Annotated in this window: 16 protein-coding genes; 9 read left to right on the forward strand and 7 right to left on the reverse strand. The window is 62.9% G+C overall.

The genetic code is table 11. The features are described from left to right. Positions 1 to 1,431, reverse strand: a complete 1,431-nt coding sequence (gene hldE, locus R2R70_RS10135) for a bifunctional D-glycero-beta-D-manno-heptose-7-phosphate kinase/D-glycero-beta-D-manno-heptose 1-phosphate adenylyltransferase HldE (protein WP_043331637.1) — start codon at positions 1,429 to 1,431, stop codon at positions 1 to 3. Further along, positions 1,431 to 2,594: a glycosyltransferase family 9 protein gene (locus R2R70_RS10140; protein WP_153635005.1), complete on the reverse strand. Its 1,164-nt coding sequence runs from the start codon at positions 2,592 to 2,594 to the stop codon at positions 1,431 to 1,433. Before R2R70_RS10140 ends, hldE begins: the two co-directional genes overlap by 1 nt. A gap of 4 nt (positions 2,595 to 2,598) precedes the next feature. Here R2R70_RS10140 and R2R70_RS10145 point away from each other — a divergent pair, with 4 nt between their 5' ends. The 4 genes from R2R70_RS10145 to R2R70_RS10160 all read left to right on the forward strand — a co-directional run bounded on the left by R2R70_RS10145 (position 2,599) and on the right by R2R70_RS10160 (position 7,619). Continuing rightward, the gene (locus R2R70_RS10145; RefSeq protein WP_410977980.1) at positions 2,599 to 3,381 is read left to right on the forward strand and encodes a 3-deoxy-D-manno-octulosonic acid kinase; all 783 of its coding nucleotides are present in this window, start codon (positions 2,599 to 2,601) and stop codon (positions 3,379 to 3,381) included. A gap of 177 nt (positions 3,382 to 3,558) precedes the next feature. Next, positions 3,559 to 5,565 (forward strand): DUF3413 domain-containing protein, encoded by a 2,007-nt coding sequence (locus R2R70_RS10150; protein WP_410977932.1) that lies wholly within the window; start codon positions 3,559 to 3,561, stop codon positions 5,563 to 5,565. A gap of 72 nt (positions 5,566 to 5,637) precedes the next feature. Further along, positions 5,638 to 6,483, forward strand: coding sequence for a glycosyltransferase family 2 protein (locus tag R2R70_RS10155; RefSeq protein WP_082388690.1), 846 nt, complete (start codon positions 5,638 to 5,640; stop codon positions 6,481 to 6,483). A gap of 2 nt (positions 6,484 to 6,485) precedes the next feature. Beyond that, a complete protein-coding gene (locus R2R70_RS10160) occupies positions 6,486 to 7,619 on the forward strand; it encodes a glycosyltransferase family 4 protein (protein ID WP_410977933.1) in 1,134 nt (377 codons plus the stop codon). A gap of 163 nt (positions 7,620 to 7,782) precedes the next feature. Here R2R70_RS10160 and R2R70_RS10165 read toward each other — a convergent pair whose 3' ends face one another. From R2R70_RS10165 to rfaD, 3 genes are all read right to left on the reverse strand, one after another. After that, positions 7,783 to 8,694: a hypothetical protein gene (locus R2R70_RS10165; RefSeq protein WP_410977934.1), complete on the reverse strand. Its 912-nt coding sequence runs from the start codon at positions 8,692 to 8,694 to the stop codon at positions 7,783 to 7,785. Continuing rightward, positions 8,691 to 9,710, reverse strand: coding sequence for a lipopolysaccharide heptosyltransferase II (gene waaF / locus R2R70_RS10170; RefSeq protein ID WP_410977935.1), 1,020 nt, complete (start codon positions 9,708 to 9,710; stop codon positions 8,691 to 8,693). Before waaF ends, R2R70_RS10165 begins: the two co-directional genes overlap by 4 nt. 117 nt (positions 9,711 to 9,827) lie before the next feature. Beyond that, on the reverse strand, positions 9,828 to 10,784 hold the full coding sequence (rfaD, locus tag R2R70_RS10175; protein ID WP_054556380.1) for an ADP-glyceromanno-heptose 6-epimerase: 957 nt from the start codon (positions 10,782 to 10,784) through the stop codon (positions 9,828 to 9,830). A gap of 169 nt (positions 10,785 to 10,953) precedes the next feature. Here rfaD and glyQ point away from each other — a divergent pair, with 169 nt between their 5' ends. The 5 genes from glyQ to R2R70_RS10200 all read left to right on the forward strand — a co-directional run bounded on the left by glyQ (position 10,954) and on the right by R2R70_RS10200 (position 16,741). Next, the gene (gene glyQ / locus R2R70_RS10180; protein WP_107335756.1) at positions 10,954 to 11,910 is read left to right on the forward strand and encodes a glycine--tRNA ligase subunit alpha; all 957 of its coding nucleotides are present in this window, start codon (positions 10,954 to 10,956) and stop codon (positions 11,908 to 11,910) included. A gap of 2 nt (positions 11,911 to 11,912) precedes the next feature. Next, a complete protein-coding gene (glyS, locus tag R2R70_RS10185) occupies positions 11,913 to 13,982 on the forward strand; it encodes a glycine--tRNA ligase subunit beta (RefSeq protein ID WP_107335757.1) in 2,070 nt (689 codons plus the stop codon). Between the two features lie 376 nt (positions 13,983 to 14,358). Further along, positions 14,359 to 14,988: a D-glycero-beta-D-manno-heptose 1,7-bisphosphate 7-phosphatase gene (gene gmhB / locus R2R70_RS10190; RefSeq protein ID WP_064503225.1), complete on the forward strand. Its 630-nt coding sequence runs from the start codon at positions 14,359 to 14,361 to the stop codon at positions 14,986 to 14,988. A gap of 137 nt (positions 14,989 to 15,125) precedes the next feature. Beyond that, on the forward strand, positions 15,126 to 15,638 hold the full coding sequence (luxS, locus tag R2R70_RS10195; protein ID WP_043331647.1) for an S-ribosylhomocysteine lyase: 513 nt from the start codon (positions 15,126 to 15,128) through the stop codon (positions 15,636 to 15,638). Positions 15,639 to 15,793: 155 nt separating this feature from the next. Then, on the forward strand, positions 15,794 to 16,741 hold the full coding sequence (locus tag R2R70_RS10200; RefSeq protein WP_410977936.1) for an alpha/beta hydrolase: 948 nt from the start codon (positions 15,794 to 15,796) through the stop codon (positions 16,739 to 16,741). Between the two features lie 158 nt (positions 16,742 to 16,899). On the opposite strand, the gene gyrB is transcribed toward R2R70_RS10200, so the two are convergent. Both gyrB and recF read right to left on the reverse strand, forming a co-directional pair. Beyond that, positions 16,900 to 19,317: a DNA topoisomerase (ATP-hydrolyzing) subunit B gene (gyrB, locus tag R2R70_RS10205; RefSeq protein ID WP_410977937.1), complete on the reverse strand. Its 2,418-nt coding sequence runs from the start codon at positions 19,315 to 19,317 to the stop codon at positions 16,900 to 16,902. Positions 19,318 to 19,336: 19 nt separating this feature from the next. Continuing rightward, entirely contained in the window at positions 19,337 to 20,422 is a 1,086-nt protein-coding gene (gene recF, locus R2R70_RS10210; protein ID WP_410977981.1) for a DNA replication/repair protein RecF, read from the reverse strand. Positions 20,423 to 20,434: the final 12 nt, after the last annotated feature.

Below are 20,434 nucleotides of genomic sequence, written 5' to 3' on the forward strand. Positions count from 1 at the left end.
CTAGTCCTCGCGATCGAGAATGGTGGCGATCATCGCGGTGGTGGAGACGCCGTCCTCGAAACCGAGCACGCGGACTTCACCGCCATTGGCGATCACCGCCTCTCCCCCGGCAATCTCTTCGGGACGATAGTCGCCGCCCTTGACCAGCACATCCGGCAGCACGGCCTCGATCAGGCGTGCCGGGGTGTCTTCGCTGAAGGGCACCACCCAGGCGACCGCACCGAGGCCCGCCAGCACCTGCATGCGGCGCAGTACCGGGTTGATCGGGCGTGTCGGCCCCTTGAGGCGTGCCACCGAGTCGTCGTCGTTGACGGCCACGATCAGGCGATCGCCGTGGCGTGCCGCTTCCTGCAGGTAGGCCACGTGACCGGCGTGCAGGATGTCGAAGCAGCCATTGGTCATCACCACACGCTCGCCGCGTGCCTGGGCGGCCTTCACTGCCGGGATGAGCGCGGACTCCTGGATCACGCCGAATTCTGCCAGCTTGTCGCCGTGCAGCGCGGTGTAGAGCTCCGCCACCGACAGGGTCGCGGTCCCCGGCTTGGCGACCACCAGGCCCGCGGCCAGGTTGGCCAGCATCACGGCTTCCGGGAAGGCGTGACCGGCCGCCAGCGCCAGACCCAGCACGCCGATCACCGTATCGCCGGCACCGGTGACGTCGTAGACCTCACGCGCATGCGTCGGCAGGTGCAGAGGCTGATAGCCCTCGCGGATCAGGGTCATGCCCTTCTCGCTGCGCGTCACCAGCAGGGCTTCCAGCTCGAGCTCGGCACGCAGTGCCTCGCCCTTCTCGGCCAGTTCCTCGTCGCTGCGGCACGGCCCGACGATGGTCTCGAATTCGGTCAGGTTGGGGGTGATGATGCTGGCGCCGCGATAGCGCGAGAAATCACTGCCCTTGGGATCGACCAGCACACGCTTGCCCGCCGCACGCGCGGCGGCGATCAGCGCCTCGACCTGATTCAGCGAGCCCTTGCCGTAGTCGGAGAGAATCATCACGCCACTGGCGCCCAGCTCGGCCTCGACCTGGCTCACCAGCGCGCTGGTGTCCACCTCGTGCAGCGGCTCCTCGAAATCGAGGCGCAGCAGCTGCTGATTGCGGCTCATCACGCGCAGCTTGGTGATGGTCGGCACGCTGTCACTGGCCTGGAAGCGCGTGATGACATTGGCGTTTTCCAGCGCGCGGGTGAGAATGGCGGCGTTGTCATCCTCACCGACGACACCGGCGAGGGTGGCGTGTGCGCCGAGCGAGGCGATGTTGAGCGCGACGTTGGCGGCACCGCCGGGGCGGTCTTCGCTCTCGCCGACTCGTACCACCGGCACCGGCGCTTCCGGCGAGATGCGTGAGGTGCCACCGTGCCAGTAGCGGTCGAGCATCACATCACCCACGACCAGCAGGCGAGCCTGTTCAAGCGCAGTCAGATCAAGCTTCATCAGGCGTCTCCGCGTGCAGAGGGGGATTGGGAAGAAGAGGTATCCGTAGAGGAGACAGCCGCGACCGGCAGACGTTCGCAGCTCTGGCCACGAATGACGCCATCGGTGTCCGCCAGCAGCTCAGCGAGGCGCGCGATGACATCCTCGGCGCGAATCAGGCTCATGGCGTCCTGATGGCGCACGCGCTGGCCCCAGTTGATCTCGTCCATCTGCTTGTGAAGATAGGTCTTCACGGCGTCCGGATAGCGATTGACCACCAGATGCTGCCAGCAGTACGGCGCCGCACGCTCTGGATTGGTGGTGGCGTACAGGCCGATCACCGGGGTGTTGAGCGCATTGCCCATATGCACCGGGCCGGAATCCGGCGCGATCACCGCCACGGCGCGATCGATCATCGCCAGCAGGCCCTTGAGCGAGGTGCCACCGATGGCATCGATGACCGCGCCTTCGCTGACCAGCGCCTTGATGCGCGCGCCCATTTCACGTTCCTGCGGGCTGCCGCCACCGGTCATCACGCTGCGGATGCCATATTGCTGCCAGGCATGATCGACGACCGCCGCATAGCCTTCCGGCGACCAGTTGCGGAAGTTGCGCAGTCGCGGATTGGCACACGGACTGATGATCAGATACGGCGCCTCACCGGTGACGCGTGCGGCTTCGGTGTAAGCCTCGGGCGGCACATCGAGTCGCCAGTCGAGGCGGCAGTCCTCGACACCCAGCGTACGCGCGAAGTCCATGAACGACTCCAGCACGTGGGCGCGCTCTCGCGGGGCCAGCTGATGGGAGGTAAAGAGGTACTGCCAGTCCTTGGCGCGCGCACGGTCGTAACCGATGCGCACCTTGGCCTTGAGGCCCAGCGACAGCGCACTGGCGCGCAGTGCCTGCTGCATGTGCAGCAGCACATCGAAGTGCGTGTCCTTGAGCTGTCGCCAGATGGCGCGCATGCCCGCAAGACCGGTGGACTTGTCATAGACCACGAACTCGACCCCGGTCAGGCCGGACAGTAGACTGTGCTCCCCCTTGCCGACGATCCAGGTAATGCGGGCCTCAGGCCACTGACGCTGCAAGGCGCGTACCGTTGGCACAAGATTGCAGACATCGCCGAGAGCGGAGAGCCGGAGCACGCAGATATGTGCGGGCTGGGCAGGGAGAGGATGCTTCATGCGGATGGCAGTTTTCCGAAATGAGAATGCCCACATTCTATATGATGGCGAAACAGCGCCACAAATGACGCCGGACTGGTTCATACCATCGTTCTGGCGTGAACACGACGCCGTGACCGGCGAAGCGCCGGGGCGCGGGGCGAGTCTGTTCCTCGATGTCTGTCGTTTGCCCGCCGAACTGCAACCCGCCAATACCACCGCGACACCGGCTCGCCGCTGGGCACTGCGCCCCTATCGTCGCGGCGGCCTGATCGCGAAGCTCGCCAGTCAGCGCTACCTCTATACCGGCCTTGAGCGCACCCGCGCCTTCGCCGAACTGCGCCTGACAGAGCGTCTGTATCGCCAGGGGCTGCCGGTGCCAGAGCCCGTCGGTGCCTGTGTATGGCGGCATGGCCTGACCTACGAGGCCGCCCTGATCACGGTGCTGATTCCCGGCGCACGCGCCTTCGCCGATGACCTGATCGCTCTCGAAGCACAGCGCCCGACTGCCGGGGCCGAGCTGCCCGAGGCCCTGCTCCGCCTGTTCGACGCGACAGGTCACGCCATCCGCGCCGTGCATGACGCCGGGCTCGAGCATGTCGATCTCAACGCACGTAACCTGCTGATCGATGAAAGTGAACGCGTCTACGTGATCGATCTCGATCGCTGCCAGCTGCATGCCGAGGCTCCCACGGATGCACGCTGGCGCGAGAGCAATCTCTCCCGCCTGGGCCGTTCGTTGGCCCGCTTCACCCCGACACATCATGCGGCGTGTCTGGCCCGCATCCGCAGCGCCTATCAAGGGTAGGCGCCCGCTCCGTTCCACTCTTTGCTGACGCTCCGTTCAACTCTATTACTGACAAAGTGGTCATCCGGCGCGCAAAACAAGATATCATGCTAACAATATGTTATGCATGATAACTATCTTGCCGCTCCCCACGCTTGATGGGTTATCGCGCTTTTTCCTATCCGCCGGATATGACCGATGACCGCAAAGATCCCTGACTCGCCTGCGCCCGCCAACGCCCGACCTCGTGACAGCCGCCGCCGCTATCTTCGCGACAGCGCCACCTTCTCTCTCGCCATCCTGGTGTTGATCTGGCTGGTCGCGACCCGCTATCTGCCCTTTACCCCACTCCCGCAAGGAGTGAGTGCCGCCAGCCTGAGCGGTTGGGCCTACCTGGCCACCACCTGGCTGGGTCACTACGGACTGCTTGCCCAACTACTGTGGCTGCCACTTGGCCTGCTCGGCATGATATTGCCCGCGCGCAGCGCTCGCCGCTGGCTGTGGCTCCCTGCGGGCATTCTGGCCGGCAGTGCATTGAGCGCACTCATCATCGACAGCCTCGTCTATGCCCAGTACCGCTTCCATCTCAACGGCTTCATGCTGTCGATGTTCCTCAATGACAGCAACGGTGAAATCTTCGAGTTCGATGCCACGACCTGGCTACTGGGTGCCTGCACCCTGCTCGGCTTGATCGCGCTCTGCTGCGGGCTGGCTTATCGACTGAGTGGGCCTGCGGCAGTCAAGCGCGCTCACCGTTTGCCGACAGGCAAGCTGCATGCCTTGCTGTTCCTCATGCTGCTGGCAAGCCACATCCAGCACATCGTGTCGGATGCCCATCACAACCTGCAGGTGACACGCGAAGCGCCAGCCTTCCCGCTGCTGTTCCCCGCCACAGCGCGCGACTTCATGGAAGACCACGGGTGGCTGGATGCCCGGACTGCAGAAGCGGCCAAGGTGCATATCCAGAATTTCGGGGCGGGTTCGCTGGCCTATCCTGCCGTACCGCTTAAACAGGATGACGATGTCATCACCAGCAGAGGTGTCGACGGCCAGCCTGCCAACATCCTGTTTTTGGTGATCGACTCCTGGCGCGCCGATAGCTTCACTGCCGAGACGATGCCCCACTTGCACGCCGCCCTGGCGGATGGTCTGCACTTCCCGGATCACATCTCCGGCGGCAACAGCACCCGCACCGGTTTCTTCAGCCTGCTATCTGGCCTGACCGCCAATTACGTCACCCCGATGGAGAATGACGGCCTGGGCAGCGTGCTGGTCAATCAGGCACTGCAGCGCCAGTGGCCGCTGGGGCTATTCTCCTCGGCAAGCTTCAATGGTGTCGGCCTGGACCGCAGCCTCTTCCCGAAAGTGCCAGATCTGCGCTTGCGCACCCTGGGCGATAGCCCCGCCATGCGGGACCGCGTGATGACGACTGACTGGCTCGCCTGGCAGGCCCAGCGCCGCCAGACAGCGCTGCAGCAGGACGCTCACGCGCTGAAACCGTGGCTGGGCGTGCTGTTCTACGATGCTCCGCATGGATACTCGCTACCCAGAGGTGCCAGTACTCCCTTCCAGCCCAGCGCCACCGGCATGGACTATCTGACACTGGGTCCCGACACCGACCCGACGCCTGTGCACAACCTGTACCTGAACTCGCTGTATCATCTGGACAGGCAACTGGCGCGCGTGATTCAGGACCTGAAAGAACACGGCGAGTGGGACAATACGGTGCTGGTCGTCACCGGCGATCATGCTCAGGAGTTCAATGACAGCGGCAAGAATTTCTGGGGACACAATGGCAACTTCACTCGCTACCAGACCCAGGTACCGCTGATTCTGCGCGGCCCAGGCATTCCTGCCGGCCACTATGGAAGCCAGCTGCCCCTGCCGCCCGTCACCGCGCATTATGATGTCGTCCCGACACTGTTACGCCATGTGATGGGCATCAGCAATCCCCCCAGCGACTACAGCATGGGCCATGACCTGCTGCGCACTCTCGACCATCAGCCAGAGGTCGACAACGAATGGGTGCTCTCCGGTAGCTATCAGGACTTCGGTATCATTCAGCGCGATCGCATCTATGCACTGGAAGGCACCGGCGGCTATGCAGTGTACGATGGCGAGATGAATCGTCGGCAGGCGCTCGGCGAAGGCGCCAACCCCGTCATGAAAGTGATGGAGGCCATGCGCCGCTTCTACGCGAACTGAGCCTGCCACTGAGTCCCATCGGCGCCTGCCACACCCCGTCGTGCTGCAGGCGCTCTTCAGACAGAGACCGTCATGAACACGAGCGACGAGGCCTCGGCCGCCCCTTCACCCGATGGCAAGCTGCGCACCGCGGTGCCCATCACCGGCTGTGTCATCACCCTCAATGAAGCCCACAACATCGAGGACTGCCTGCGCTCGCTGGCCCAGGTCTGCGATGAGCTGATCGTGGTCGATTCCGGCTCCACCGATGCCACCTGCGAGCTGGCGCGCAACATGGGTGCCGTGGTGATCGATCAACCCTACCTGGGCGACGGGCCGCAGAAGAATGTCGGGCCGAGCCATGCCAGCCACCGCTGGGTGCTGTCTCTGGATGCCGATGAGCGCCTGACCGACGGTGCCGTCAGCGCCATCCGGGAACTGGCACTCGACAGCACGCCTCACGATGGCTTCGCGCTGCGCCGTCGCAACTTCATCGGCTCGCGCTGGGTGCGACATGCTGGCTGGTACCCCGATTACTGCCTGCGCCTGTATGACCGCGAGAAGCTCGCCTTCCGCGATTCGCGTCAGCACAGCTCGGTACAGGCCAACCACCCCTGCGAGCTGGACGCCGATCTCGAGCATTACAGCTTCGCCAATCTCGGTGAACTGTTCGTCAAGGCCAGTGGCCGTTTCTCGAACCGCGCCGCCAAGATCATGTATCAGAAGGGAAAACGCGCCAACGCCTTCACTCCCTTCCTGCATGCCAGCAATGCCTTCATGCGCAAGTTCGTCTTCCAGGCCGGCTTCCGCGATGGCGTCGATGGCTTCTCGGTGGCGCTGTCGGCCAGCGTCAATGCCTACCTGAAATACGCCAAGCTGCTGGAATTCCAGCGCGACGCCAAGGTGCGTGAGGCCGAAGATTTCAACAAGGTATGGTGACCATGACCGCTAGCTGTGAGCCGACTGCCGCGCGAGGTGTGACGCGCCCGCTTCACGTACGCCATGTCAATCTGGCACGCGGCTTTCGCGGCGGGGAGCGCCAGACGCTCAACCTGATCGCGGACCTGGCGCGACGCGCAAGCCCGGGGGAGAACGGCGAAGCCGGCGCGCCGATCCGCCAGTCACTGGTGTGCCTGCAAGGCTCGCCCTTGATCAGCGAACTGGCGGCACTCGAGCTTGCCGCCACGGTGGAAGTGATCGAGATCAGCGGACGCTTCAAGGGCCATCTCGGCCAGCCCCGCGCCGATATCGTGCATGCTCACGAAGCCAAGGCCGTGCACTGGGCATGGCTGCATCAGCGCCTCACCGGCACGCCCTACCTGCTGACACGCCGGGTGCCCCAGCCGGTGAAGGACAAGCAGTTCAATCGCCTGACCTATCGCGCTGCCGCCTGCCGGGTGGCGATTTCGTCGGTGATCGAATCTCACCTGCGGGAGCGCCAATGGGGTGAGACGGCGTTGATCCCCAGCACCCTCGCCCATCTGCCCAGCGACAAGCAAGCCGTGGCCGAGCTACGCCAGCGCTTCGGCAATACGCCCGCAGGAGATCGTGTTGTCATCGGGCATGTCGGCGCCCTGGTGGACCGCCACAAGGGCCAGCGAGTGCTGATCGAGGCGGCCCGCAGGCTGTGCGACAGCCACCCGCAGCTGCTGTTCGTCTGTCTGGGCGCCGGCGAGGATGAGGCGGCCTTCAAGGCGGAAAGTGCCGATCTCGACAATCTGGTCTGGGAAGGCTTCCACACCAATGTCGGCGACTATCTGGAAGCCTTCGATCTGTTCGCCTTCCCGTCGCGCAACGAGGGTCTCGGCTCGATTCTGCTCGACGTGATGGATCACGGCGTCCCGATCATCGCAAGCGATGTGGATGGCATCCCCGATATCGTGCATGACGACAGCACCGGCGTGCTGGTGCCCACCGGCGATGCCCAGGTACTGGCTGCCGCCATCGTGGCACTCGTCGCTGATGCACCACGTCGGGAGCGGCTGGTCGCGGGCGCGCGGGCGCATCTGGCACGCTTCACTCCCAGCGCCATGGGCGAGGCCTATCTGGGGCTTTATCAGCGGCTGGCACGCTAGACCGCTTTTCATCTCAGACACCTGGCCCACAAGCATCTATCGTCCAGGCACCTATCATCCAGGTACCTATCGCTCGGCCAAAGAACGAAAAAAAGCCCTGTTTCATGTGAAACATCACAATGAGACAGGGCTTTTTCGTTTTTCCAAACAGCAGGTCAGCAACTCAGGCGCGCGAATCACCGTCCTCCAGGCCGCGCAGATCCGGCCAGCCCTCGTCCACACCCAACACGGGATATGTCCGGGGATCCAACGGGCCTGGTTCGCTTTCGGGGCGACACTCTCGCAGCGCAACCTGCAGCCGCTGCAGGGCCTCATCGCCTTCGGCACCAGCGGTCACTCTGTCCCAGAACTCCCGATGTACCGCCTTGATGACGACGGGCACGCTGGGCACACCGACCTGTTGCGCCATGGCCAGACGATGCAGGCCACGGTTGATCTTGAGCAGGCGACCCTCACGCGTCACCGCGACGCCCATCTCGTCCTTGGTGACCCCCTGACGAAAACCATTGCTGGCCATGTCCTGCAGATAACCGCGATAACAGCGCAGATAGCCAAGAATCTGCTCCTCGCTGTCCATCAACAGCCCATCACGTGGTGACGACCACGGTTTGCCCGATTCCAGCAAGGCCTTCAAGTGCTGATAGCGCTCCGTCACCGTCAGGTCATCGCCATGCTCGATCAGGTCCCGCATCAGCCGCGAGCGTGAACCGAAACGGAAGGCGCCACGCCGCAGGTCCCAGTCGCCATCCCAGATGAAGGCGTTGGAGGAAGGCCGGTTGCGCTTGTCACGCCCGAAGTTGACGTCGCGCACCAGCTCACGCGGATTGACCCAGACCGTCAACGCCTCCTGCCCCATCACGTCTTCCAGCGCATGACGCGGCAGGCCACGGCGCTCAAGGAACTGATGGCGTGCGCGCTGGCGCTTCCAGCGCATCAACCAGCAACGACTGAACGGCAGTATCAGGTGGTGCTCGCACCAGGCACGTAGCGTCTCGATCCGCTGAGCACGCTGCATGGCCCCGCGCATGCGCGGGTGGATCAGATCATCCGTCGTACGGTTTCTCGGCAGGTTCACCGCGCATCCTCATCCAGCGAGATCGCCGCCAACAGTCGCTCGGGAGCAATATGGTTCAGACAATTGGTATGCCCCAGCGGGCAGACGCGCTTGAAGCAGGGTGAACACTCCAGCGCCAGCCAGTGGATCTCGCGATTGGCCGTCAGCGGCGGCGTGTAATGCGGCGACGAGGAACCGTAGATGCCCTGGATACGGGCCCCTACCGCGGCCGCCACATGCATCAGGCCGGAGTCATTGCTGACCACTTCCCGACACTCGGCGATCAGGTCCACTGCATCCGCCAGCCGCGTCTTGCCACACAGGTTGTGAACGCCCGCAAGCCCCTGGGCGATCTCCTCCCCCGCCGCGACATCCTTGGGGCCACCGAAGATGCGCACCTCGGCCCCCTGGCGAGTCAATGACTCGGCAAGCGCGCGAAAGTGCGCCAGCGGCCACTGCTTGGCCGGGCCATATTCCGCCCCGGGCATCATGCCGATGATGGGGGCCGGCGGCGCCACCAGCCCCAACTCGCCGCGCAAGCGCAGCTGATTGGCGCTGTCAGTGACCAGAGCGGGCTCCGGGATGCCCACCGGCGGATTGGCCTCCTCAACGGGCAAGCCCAGCGACGTGAAGCGCTTGACGGTCTGGTCGAGCACCGACTTGTCGAGCTTGCGGCACTCGGTGAGCAGGCCGTAGCGCTGCTCACCGGTGAAGCCGACGCGCACCGGAATGCGCGCGAAGAACGGCACCAGCGCTGCCTTCCACGAGCGCGGCAACACGATGGCGCGGTCGAAGCGTCCACGCAGCGAACGCCCGAGCTGCCAGCGCGCCTTGAGGGCGAAGTCACCATGCCCTGCCGGCAACGCCAGCGCCTCCTCGACCTCGGGCATGCGCTCGATGATCGGCTGCGACCAGGCGGGCGCCAGCACACTGATCCGGCAGCCGGGCGAGCGCTGCTTCAGCGTCATGAACAGGCTCTGCGCCATCACCATGTCGCCGACCCAGCTGGGCCCGACCACCAGAATGCGCTCACTCATGCCTTGCTCCTCTTCACGGCCAATCCTCCTTGCGGGTGCGCTTGCCCTGCCCCATCGCCCTTGCGAGGCAGGCGCTCACCCTCAATCCACACGCGCTCAGTCCCCACGTGCTCGGACTCAGCGATTCAGCCATTCGAGATAGGCGCGCGTGCCCTGGGCAACGGTCTTGAATTCGACGTTGCAGCCGGCCTTGCGCAGCTTGCCGATATCGGCACGCGTGAAGCTCTGGTAGCGGCCCTTGAGGTTTTCCGGGAAGTCGATGTACTCGATCTCGCCCTTCTCGTAGTACTCGATGACGGTCTCGGCGATCGCCTTGAACGGCTCGGCGCGACCGGTACCCAGATTGAAGATGCCGGAGGCTTCCGGGTGATCGAGGAACCACAGGTTCACGTCGACCACATCGCCGACATAGACGAAGTCACGGCTCTGCATGCCGGCATCGTAGCCATCGTAGGCGCCGAACAGCTTGGGGTTCTCGCCCGCCTTCACCTGGGTGTGATGGTGATAGGCAACGCTGGCCATCTTGCCCTTGTGCTGCTCACGCGGGCCGTAGACATTGAAATAGCGGAAGCCGACGACCTGGGTGGTCAGACTGTCCCAGCGCTGGCGCACGTGCTGATCGAACAGCAGCTTGGAGTAGCCGTAGACGTTGAGCGGACCTTCGAACTCCGGCGTTTCCTTGAAGACCTGGCTGTCGCCATAGGTCGCCGCGGAGCTCGCGTAGAGGAAGGGAATCTGGTTCGCTTCGCAGAAGTTGAGCAGCACCTTGGAGTACTCGAAGTTGTTCTCGAGCATGAACTGGCCATCCCACTCGGTGGTGTCCGAGCAGGCGCCTTCGTGGAAGATCGCCTCGATCTTCGGCAACTCGGCATACTCGCCCATCAGGCTCGACTGGACGCGAATCAGGAAGTCGTCCTTGTCGAGGTAATCGGCGATGGTCAGGTCCGCCAGATTGACGAACTTGGTGCCGTCACTCAGGTCATCCACCACCAGGATATCGGTACGGCCGCGGTCATTGAGTGCCTTGACGATATTGGCACCGATGAAACCGGCGCCTCCGGTAACGACGATCATTTGAGCTCCCAGAGCCTCTAGAGGCTTGTAGGCAACGCGCGCGTTCAGTAACGCGACACATCAGAATTTGGAAATGGCACGCACTCGGTTTCGTCTGCGGCCTATAACCCGATAAGCGGGGATTGTATACTCGGCAGTTCTCGAATTCATGGGCCAACGGGCTTCACCAATGACACAGCCAGACGTGAAAACCTTCCAGGGCCTGATTCTGGCCCTGCAGCAATACTGGGCCGAACAGGGTTGCATCATCCTGCAACCATTGGATATGGAGGTTGGCGCGGGGACTTTCCACCCAGCGACCTTCCTGCGCTCCATCGGTCCTGAAACCTGGAACGCTGCCTACGTGCAGCCTTCCCGCCGTCCCACCGACGGCCGCTACGGCGAAAACCCCAATCGCCTGCAGCACTATTATCAGTTCCAGGTGGTGATGAAGCCGTCACCGGCCAACCTGCAGGAGCTCTATCTGGGCTCGCTGGAGCGTCTGGGCATCGACCCGCTGGTCCACGACATCCGTTTCGTCGAGGACAACTGGGAATCTCCGACGTTGGGCGCCTGGGGCCTCGGCTGGGAAATGTGGCTCAACGGCATGGAAGTGACCCAGTTCACCTACTTCCAGCAGGCAGGTGGCATCGAATGCTTCCCGGTCACCGGCGAGCTGACCTACGGCCTCGAGCGCATCGCGATGTACCTGCAGGACGTGGACAGCGTCTACGACCTGATCTGGACCACCGCCCCGGACGGCTCTGTCGTGACCTATGGCGACGTCTTCCTGCAGAACGAGAAGGAGCAGTCGGCCTACAACTTCGAGCACGCTGCCGTGCCGGAGCTGTTCGCGGCCTTCGATCACTGCGAGAGCGAGTGCCAGAAGCTGCTGACCGCCAACCTGCCGCTGCCGGCCTACGAGCAGGTCCTGAAGGCATCACATACCTTCAACCTGCTGGATGCGCGTCACGCCATCTCCGTCACCGAGCGTCAGCGCTACATCCTGCGCGTGCGCACTCTCGCCCGTGATGTGGCCCACGCCTATTACGATTCGCGCAAGGCCGCCGGCTTCCCGCTGGCCCCGCAGGCGCTGCGTGATGAGCTGCTCGCCGCCGATGACACCACTACCGAGGGAGACGCGTAAGCATGGCCTCCGTGAATACCCTGCTGATCGAACTGGGCTGCGAAGAACTGCCGCCGGGCGCCATCGACGCACTCGCTGACAGCCTCGCCAACGGCCTCGCCGATGGCCTGCGCGACGCCGAAGTCGCCTTCGGTCAGGTACGTGCCTACGCCACACCGCGTCGTCTGGCGGTGATGATCGAATCCCTAGCCGAGCGCCAGCCGGATCGCGAGATCGAGAAGCGCGGACCGGCCAAGGCCGCCGCCTTCAAGGATGGCGAACCGACCCGTGCGGTGCAGGGCTTCGCCCGCTCCTGCGGCGTCGAAGTCAGTGACCTGATCGAGCTGGAAACCGACAAGGGCACCTGGCTCGGCTATCGTCACACCCAGCCGGGCGAGCATCTCTCCGCCCTGCTGCCGGCCATGCTGGAGCAGGTCGTGGCTCGCCTGCCGGTACCGAAGAACATGCGCTGGGGTGCCTCACGCATCGAGTTCTCGCGTCCGGTGCATTGGCTGGTCGCGCTCTACGGCAGCGAAGTCATCGAGGCCAGCGTGCTCGGCCTCGACTCCGGTCGCACCACCTTCGGCCACCGCTTCCATGCGCCGCAGGCCATCACGCTGGCGCACGCCGAGGACTACCTCGACGCGCTGGAAGATGCCCGCGTGCTGGCCAACCGTGAGGTGCGCCGTGAGCGTATCCGCGAACAGGTCCAGGCCGAGGCGGAAGTCTATGGTGCCAATGCCGTCATCGAGGAAGCCCTGCTCAACGAGGTCAACGGCCTCGTGGAATGGCCGGTGGCGCTGACGGGCACCTTCGACGAGCGCTTCCTGGAAGTGCCGGCGGAGTGTCTGATCTCCTCCATGAAGGCCAACCAGAAGTACTTCCACCTGCTGGACAACGACGGCAAGCTCAAGCCGGCCTTCATCACCATCTCCAATATCGAGAGCAAGGACCCGCAACAGGTCATCTCCGGTAACGAGAAGGTGATTCGTCCGCGTCTGGGCGATGCCGCCTTCTTCTACGAGACCGACCTGCGCAGCACGCTGGAATCGCGTCGCGAGAAGCTCGAGAGCGTCGTCTTCCAGCAGAAGCTGGGCAGCATGGCCGAGAAGGCCCGTCGCAGCGAAGCCGTGGCACGCCACATCGCGGAACGCATCGGTGCCGATGTCGACCACGCCGCACGTGCCGCACAGCTGGCCAAGACCGACCTAGTCACCGAGATGGTGCTGGAGTTCCCGGAACTGCAGGGCATCATGGGCCACTACTACGCCCGTCACGATGGCGAAGATGCCACCGTCGCCCTCGCGCTGGAAGAACAGTATCTGCCGCGCTTCGCCGGCGATGCGATCCCCACGACCAAGGCCGGCATGGCGATTGCCCTGGCCGACCGTCTCGACACCCTGACCGGCATCTTCGGCATCGGTCAGCGTCCGACTGGCGCCAAGGACCCGTTCGCACTGCGTCGCGCCACCATCGGGGTGCTCAACATCCTGATCAAGGGTGAGCTGGACCTCGACCTGCGCGAGCTGCTGACCGTCAGCGCCGAGCAGCATCGTGATCTGCCCAAGGCCGAAGGACTGGTCGAGGACGTGCTCGAGTACATGCTCGATCGCTTCCGCGCCTGGGCCAGCGATGAAGGCATGGGTGCCGAGCTGTACCTGGCCGTGCGTACCCTGAAGATCAGCAACCCGCTGGACTTCGCACGTCGTCTGCGTGCCGTGCACGCCTTCGGCGAACGCCCGGAGGCCGCTGCTCTGGCTGCAGCCAACAAGCGCGTCTCCAACATCCTCGCCAAAGCCGAGCACGATGGTCGCACCGAGGTGGATGCGAGCCTGTTGAGCGAGCCGGCCGAGCAGGCACTGGCAGACGCCCTGACGGCACGTGGCGCGGAAGTGGCACCGCTGTTCGCCGCGGCGCGCTACCAGGAGGCCCTCGATGCACTGGCCAGCCTGCGCGAGCCGGTCGATGCCTTCTTCGATCAGGTGATGGTCAACGCCGACGATGCCGCCGTGCGCGCCAATCGTCTGGCGATGCTGGCCAGTCTGCAAGGCCTGTTCATGGGTGTGGCCGACATCAGTCTGCTGACCCAATAAGAACTGCCGATCCACGCTGTCCCTGACATCGGTAAATCGCAGTCGCTGCAAAAGAACCCCGCCACGGCGGGGTTCTTTTGCATCCGGGGTCCCGAAATGCCGTGTTGCGTGACAGGATTTCACGCAACACGGCAGCGATGTCACAATTTCTGCCTTGATCCCCTACCTAGGTCGCACTAGTATTCCAGTATAGAAACAGTGTTCGAAAAGCGCGGCAGCCTGTCGCACCCCGCACTTCGACCACTCGGCGCCATTTGCCCATCCCCACGTGCGAGCGTCATCTTGTGACTCGGCTCACAATTTTCCAGGCAAAGCGGCGACCCCTGACAAGCAGCCCGGCTGACGCCCCTGACTGCCCTGAAGTGAAGAGTTGACCATGCAAAAACTGATCGTGCTCGACCGTGATGGTGTCATCAATGAAGACTCCGATGCTTTCGTCAAGAACGCCGAGGAGTGGATCGAATACCCCACTTCCATCCAGGCCATCGCCCGCCTGACCCGCGCTGGCTATACCGTGGCCGTGGCGACCAATCAGTCCGGCATCGCCCGTGGCCATTTCGGTCACCGCGAACTCGACCAGATGCACACCAAGATGATGCAGCTGGTGAAGGAAGCCGGTGGCGATATCGCTCACATTGCCTACTGCCCGCATGGCCCGGACGACGGCTGCGATTGCCGCAAGCCGGAACCCGGTCTGCTCCATCAGATCCAGGATGCCCTGCAGATTCCCGACTTCGAAGGGGCCTGGATGCTGGGTGACAGTCTGCGTGACCTCATCGCGGGCCAGAAGGCCGGCTGTCGCGCCGCGCTGGTGATGACCGGCAAGGGCCAGAAGACGCTGGCAGATGGCGAGGGGCTCAAGGACGTGCTGGTAGTGGCCAACCTGGCCGACTTCACCAACCGCCTGCTCGATGGTGAGCTCAATCACCCCATATCGGATGGTGAGCCGGGAAAGTCCCAGCGCCGCTGCGTGAGCTGTGAAGCCGCTGCCGAAAGCTATCTGTGAGGCGCGCCTGCCCGGCGAGAACCCTGCGCACGGCGCGCTTGCCTCTCTAATCAGTAGCGGCGGTATGCTACCCTTCAGACATGAATCCGGGCGGGCGACTGCCTGCCTGTCTCACTTCCTCATGCTGGAGGCTTCACATGCCACTGCTGGATAGCTTCACTGTCGATCACACCATCATGAAGGCGCCTGCCGTGCGCGTGGCCAAGAAGATGGGCACCCCGAAAGGCGACAACATCACCGTCTTCGACCTGCGCTTCTGCGTGCCGAATGAAGAGATTCTCTCCGAGAAAGGCATTCACACCCTCGAGCACCTGTTCGCCGGCTTCATGCGCGAGCACCTCAACGGTGATGACGTCGAGATCATCGATATCTCACCGATGGGTTGCCGTACCGGTTTCTACATGAGCCTGATCGGTGAACCGGAAGAAGCTCGCGTTGCCGCTGCCTGGTCTGCTGCCATGCAGGACGTGCTCAACGTGGCGCGTCAGGAGGAGATTCCGGAGCTCAACGTCTATCAGTGCGGCACCGCACAGATGCACTCTCTGGAAGAAGCCAAGCAGATCGCCAGCAACATCCTGTCCCGCGATATCGGCGTCAACCGCAATGACGAGCTGAAGCTGGATGAAGGCTTCCTCAATCAGGCGCACTAAGCCTTGAGGCAGCAAGCCTTGAGACATCGAGCCTTGAGGCACGGGGCTTGATCAGCCTGTCGAGTGCGCCGAGCACTTGAACGAAAAAGCCCGCTATCTGACCGGATCAGATAGCGGGCTTTTTTCATGACGTGACATCCGAGCGAGTGTAGCCAATGCCAGATTCCAGCAGCCATGCCTTTGATTTCACAACCTTCCTGGCAGACAAGGAAGCGTGGTCAGCGCCGAATGAACTCGTCCCCTACCGCTGCCGCGATGACAGCAGCCTGGGCTGTCGCCATTATCCCGCAGCAGGCATGTCAGGGAGCCGCTCACACCTCATCCTGCTGCATGGCTCCAGCGCTGACAGCCGTTATCTCGCATCGCTGGCAACGCGCCTGGCTGAGGCTGGTCATCATGTGCATACGCCGGACTTGCGCGGCCACGGCCCAGCCCCGCAGCGACGTGGCGACATCGACCACCTGCTCCAGCTCGAGGAAGACCTCGAGGACCTGATCCTATCGCTAGAGCTACCAGCCGATGCCAGAGTCATTGTCGCTGGTCACTCTGCCGGAGGCGGCCTGGCACTGCGCTTCTCGGCCGCTGTCTGTCAGCGCCAGCGTGCCGATATTCCGCTGCACGGCGTGATATTGCTGGCGCCGTACCTGCATCATATCGCGCCCAACATGCGACGTGATTCGCGCTGGGCACAGCCGCGCATCGCGCGGATGCTGGCTTGCGCACTCCTGAATCGGCTCGGCATCCATCGCCTGGATCATATTGAGGTCCTCGGCTTCAATATCCCGCCAGAGTACCGCGATGCACATACCACCGACGCCTACTCGTGGCGCCTAATGACGGGCCTCAATCCTCGCGACTATCAAAGTGACCTCAAGGCGCTCGCCCACCATCAGCTGCCAGTGCTGGCGCTGATTGGCGAGCATGACGAGGCGTTTCATGCCGAGCGACTTGCTCAATGTCTGCAACCCCACCACCCCGCGGCGCAGGTGGAAGTCCTCGAGACAATCGATCACCTGGGGCTTGCGACGTCCTCCATCACGGCAGAGCGAATCACCGCCTGGCTGGCCGAGCAACGCACCGATCAGGACGACACGCCCGGCTGAGACGACACTCTCGGCCGTGACCGAGCCGAGCCCCTCGCTGTTATCCTTTCCCCTGATTGCGGCAACACGCACATGCAAAAACGGCCCCTGATCGAAGATCAGGGGCCGTTTTCTAGCCCGGCTTGGCAAGACATCCGCCAAGCGCTAGCTCAACGCCATCAGACGTCGAGGTTGGCCACCAGCGCGAAGCGCTCGATGAAGTCACGGCGCGGTTCGACTTCATCACCCATCAGGGTGTTGAACATCTGATCGGCACCGATCGCATCCTCGACGGTCACACGCAGCATGCGACGGGACTCCGGATCCATGGTGGTTTCCCACAGCTGATCCGGGTTCATCTCGCCCAGCCCCTTGTAGCGCTGAATGCTGAAGCCACGTGCCGCTTCCTTCATCAGCCAGTCGAGGGCTTCGTAGAAGGTGACGACTTCCTTCTTGCGCTCACCGCGCGAGACGTAGCTGCCAACTTCCAGCAGGCCTTCCAGCATGTTGCCCAGCTCACTCATCTCGCGGTAGTCGGCGGACTTGAAGAAGTCGACATCCCACAGGTAATCGCTGCTGACACCATGTGCCGTCAGCGTCACCGCCGGCAGATAGAGATTGCGCTCGCCGTCGTAGCTGAGAGTGAAGCTGTAGTGCGGGCCACCCTCATAGGCAATCAGGTCATCCATTTCCTTCTGGAGACCGTCGATCCAGCCTTGCACCTGAGACTGGTCCGCGAGAGCGGCCTCATCCAGATGCGGAGCGTGCACGATCTTGCGCAGCACGGCAGACGGATAGACGCGCGCCAGACGATCGATGCGCTTCATCACGCCACGATACTGGTTGACCAGTGCTTCCAGCTGAGCGCCGGCGATACCCGGGGCATCAGCGTTGACGTGCAGCTTGCCGCCGTCCAGCGCCGTGGCGGTCAGATAGTCCTGCAGCGCCTGCTCGTCCTTCAGATACTGCTCATGCTTGCCACGCTTGATCTTGTAGAGCGGCGGCTGGGCAATGAAGATATGACCGCGCTCGATCAGCTCCGGCATCTGACGGAAGAAGAAGGTCAGCAGCAACGTACGGATGTGCGAACCATCGACGTCGGCATCCGTCATGATGATGACGGAGTGATAGCGCAGCTTGTCGGGGTTGAACTCTTCACGGCCGATACCGCAACCCAGCGCGGTGATCAGCGTGCCAACCTCGGCAGACGACAGCATCTTGTCGAAGCGCGCCTTCTCGACGTTGAGGATCTTGCCCTTCAGCGGCAGGATCGCCTGGGTACGACGATCACGCCCCTGCTTGGCGGAGCCACCAGCGGAATCACCCTCGACCAGGTACAGTTCGGAGAGGCTCGGGTCCTTCTCCTGACAGTCAGCCAGCTTGCCCGGCAGACCTGCGATATCCAGGGCGCCCTTGCGACGCGTCATATCACGCGCCTTGCGTGCAGCTTCACGCGCCCGCGCCGCATCCAGCATCTTGTTGACGATGCCCTTGGCTTCGTTGGGCTTCTCGATCAGATACTCGGAGAACAGACGGCCCATTTCCTGCTCGACGGCTGTCTTGACCTCGGAAGAGACCAGCTTGTCCTTGGTCTGCGAGGAGAACTTCGGGTCCGGTACCTTGACCGAGATGATCGCGGTCAGACCTTCACGGGCATCATCCCCGGTCGTACCGACCTTGGATTTCTTGAGCAGACCTTCCGCCTCAATATAGCTATTGAGCGTACGCGTCAGTGCCGCACGGAAGCCGGCCAGGTGCGTCCCGCCATCGCGCTGAGGAATATTGTTGGTGTAGCAGAAGATATTCTCGGCGAAGCCTTCATTCCACTGCATCGCCACTTCGACGGCAATGCCATCCTCGCGCTCCATCTCAAAATGGAACACCGGATTCAAGGGCGCCTTGTTGGTGTTGATATGGTCAACAAACGCCTTGAGGCCACCTTCGTAATGGAACAGCTCTTCCTTGCCGCTGCGCTCGTCAATCAGACGGATGGCGACACCGGAGTTCAGGAAGGACAGCTCGCGCAGACGCTTGGCCAGAATCTCGTAGTGGAATTCGATATTGGCAAAGGTCAGCGGGGAAGGCTTGAAGCGCACCAGGGTACCGGTCTTCTCGGTCTGGCCCACGATGCCCAGCGGCGACTGCGGCTCGCCATGGCGATAGATCTGCTCGTGGACATTGCCCTGACGCCAGATGGTCAGCTTGAGCTCTTCGGATAGCGCGTTGACGACCGAGACACCCACACCGTGCAGACCGCCGGAGACCTTGTAGGAGTTGTCATCGAACTTACCGCCTGCGTGCAGCACGGTCATGATGACTTCCGCTGCGCTGACGCCTTCCTCTTCATGGATCTCGGTCGGCACACCACGACCGTTGTCGCTGACGGAAACTGACTCGTCGGCATGAATAACGACCCGGACTTCGCTACAGTGACCGGCCAGCGCCTCGTCGATGGAGTTATCCACCAGCTCGAACACCATATGATGCAGCCCCGTGCCGTCATCGGTATCACCGATATACATGCCGGGGCGCTTGCGTACGGCATCCAGGCCCTTGAGGACCTTGATGCTTGATGAGTCGTAAGCCTGTTCGCTCATTGGCTTCTCCGTCGTGAAATCATTCCGTGTGCAGTCGCCCGTGTTCCACGTGAAACATCCTGACATCAGTGTTCGGCAACCATACCCGATCCAATGTTTCGGGTTCGACGCAGGTCACGAAGACCTGGCACTCGAGGCCTGCCAACAGCTGGCAGAACAGACGGCGATGCTCGCCATCCAGTTCCGCCGGCAGATCGTCGATCAGGTAGACACAGGTACGTCCGTTCATTTCTCCGAGCAAGCGACCCTGAGCCAGCTTGAGAGCGCTGACCACCAGCTTCTGCTGGCCGCGAGACAACACCTCGACTGCAGGGCGTCGCCCCAGGCGAATACGCAAGTCGGCGCGTTGTGGGCCAGTCTGGGTAAAGCCCATATGGCTATCACTGTCGCGCCCTGCTGCCAGCACGTCGCCCAGAGGGCGCTTGGCATCCCAACCGCGCTGATAGCGCAGAGTCAGCTCGGGTAAATCAATCAGCTCGGCAAGCGTGGCTTGAAACAGAGGCGCCAGCGCCTGCATATATTCCATGCGCAGGGCATCAAGACGCTCGCTCCAGTGAGCAAACTCTCGATCCCAGACGTTAAGTGCCTGAACGTCCATCTTACCATGCCTGAGCAGTGCGTTCCGATGTTTGAGCGCCCGACGCACGCGGCGCCAGACGTCGAAGAAGTCGTGTTTCACGTGAAACACACCCCAATCGAGGAACTCACGTCGGGCAGAGGGCGACCCCTCCAGCAACCGGAAGGCATCCGGATTGATCAGCTGCAACGGCAAGGCCTGAGCCAGTTGGGCGACTCGCTCTACCTTCTCGCCATCCAGCCGCATCTCCAGCCCATCTGCGGCCTGATCCCGCCTTACCCCCAGGGGGCGCGGCGGATCGCCTGCCAGGCGGCCAAACAGCGTCATTCCCGCCGTGTCATGCGCAATGGCATGCTTGAGCTTGTGCGTGCGAAAAGAGCGCGCCAGCCCCAGTACATGGATACCTTCCAGCAGACTCGACTTGCCACTGCCATTGGCACCACTGACCAGATTCACCCCTTTTCCCGGCGCCATATCGACTGTCGCCAGGTTGCGCAGATTCTGGAATTGGAGTCGTTCAAGCGCCATGACGGCCTCATT

The sequence above is a fragment of the Cobetia sp. SIMBA_158 genome, from assembly GCF_046566945.1.
GTDB classification, from domain to species: domain Bacteria; phylum Pseudomonadota; class Gammaproteobacteria; order Pseudomonadales; family Halomonadaceae; genus Cobetia; species Cobetia amphilecti.

Coding starts and splice junctions, on each gene's coding strand:
- glyQ (WP_107335756.1), top strand. CDS start 10,954: ATGACACAGCCAGACGTGAAAACCTTCCAGGGCCTGATTCTGGCCCTG.
- luxS (WP_043331647.1), top strand. CDS start 15,126: ATGCCACTGCTGGATAGCTTCACTGTCGATCACACCATCATGAAGGCG.
- waaF (WP_410977935.1), bottom strand. CDS start 9,710: ATGAGTGAGCGCATTCTGGTGGTCGGGCCCAGCTGGGTCGGCGACATG.
- R2R70_RS10160 (WP_410977933.1), top strand. CDS start 6,486: ATGACCGCTAGCTGTGAGCCGACTGCCGCGCGAGGTGTGACGCGCCCG.
- R2R70_RS10150 (WP_410977932.1), top strand. CDS start 3,559: ATGACCGCAAAGATCCCTGACTCGCCTGCGCCCGCCAACGCCCGACCT.
- hldE (WP_043331637.1), bottom strand. CDS start 1,431: ATGAAGCTTGATCTGACTGCGCTTGAACAGGCTCGCCTGCTGGTCGTG.
- R2R70_RS10155 (WP_082388690.1), top strand. CDS start 5,638: ATGAACACGAGCGACGAGGCCTCGGCCGCCCCTTCACCCGATGGCAAG.
- gyrB (WP_410977937.1), bottom strand. CDS start 19,317: ATGAGCGAACAGGCTTACGACTCATCAAGCATCAAGGTCCTCAAGGGC.
- R2R70_RS10140 (WP_153635005.1), bottom strand. CDS start 2,594: ATGAAGCATCCTCTCCCTGCCCAGCCCGCACATATCTGCGTGCTCCGG.
- rfaD (WP_054556380.1), bottom strand. CDS start 10,784: ATGATCGTCGTTACCGGAGGCGCCGGTTTCATCGGTGCCAATATCGTC.
- recF (WP_410977981.1), bottom strand. CDS start 20,422: ATGGCGCTTGAACGACTCCAATTCCAGAATCTGCGCAACCTGGCGACA.
- glyS (WP_107335757.1), top strand. CDS start 11,913: ATGGCCTCCGTGAATACCCTGCTGATCGAACTGGGCTGCGAAGAACTG.
- R2R70_RS10200 (WP_410977936.1), top strand. CDS start 15,794: ATGCCAGATTCCAGCAGCCATGCCTTTGATTTCACAACCTTCCTGGCA.
- gmhB (WP_064503225.1), top strand. CDS start 14,359: ATGCAAAAACTGATCGTGCTCGACCGTGATGGTGTCATCAATGAAGAC.
- R2R70_RS10145 (WP_410977980.1), top strand. CDS start 2,599: ATGGCAGTTTTCCGAAATGAGAATGCCCACATTCTATATGATGGCGAA.